This window comes from Bacillus cereus group sp. BfR-BA-01355 (assembly GCF_022663675.1).
Classification (GTDB): Bacteria; Bacillota; Bacilli; order Bacillales; family Bacillaceae_G; genus Bacillus_A; species Bacillus_A thuringiensis_S.
The window spans coordinates 1-435 of record NZ_JAKUFY010000314.1; the positions used below are offsets into that span (position 1 = coordinate 1).

A 435-nucleotide genomic window follows, 5' to 3' on the forward strand; every position below is an offset into this window, starting at 1 on the left:
ATTTATGGATTGTGGGTTGGGGGAATGGCGTGCTTTGCATTCGCCTTATATTATGAAAATACAGGAATATGGTGGATACCAGCGTTTGGTGGTTTACTGTTTGTGATTTCTGATTTTATTATTGGCGTGACAGATATCGGAGGGCGCAAATTGAAGTATGAGCCACTTTGGATTTGGTTTACATATGTAGCTGCTCAAATGTGTATTGTATATGTGGGATTATAAAAAGATACTCTCAAAAATAGTGGATAGACTATTTTGAGAGTATCTTTTTTGCTTGTTTAATTTGATCAGTATTGTTATTTTGAAATTTCTAATATTATAATTTAATAATTCAGAATTTTGTAGAAAAATATCAGTCGTATTATTTATAATAAAAGTAAAAAGATGATGAGATGGTGAAATGATGCAAAGGAAAAAATGTTGGCGTGAATT

The 435-nt window shown here is 31.3% G+C and carries 1 protein-coding gene; it reads left to right on the top strand.

Annotated elements, in window-relative coordinates; genetic code table 11:
- A partial coding sequence (locus MR167_RS31815) for a lysoplasmalogenase family protein (RefSeq protein WP_242316260.1) occupies nt 1-225 on the top strand: 225 nt, incomplete at its 5' end.
- Between the last annotated feature and the right edge of the window lie 210 nt (nt 226-435).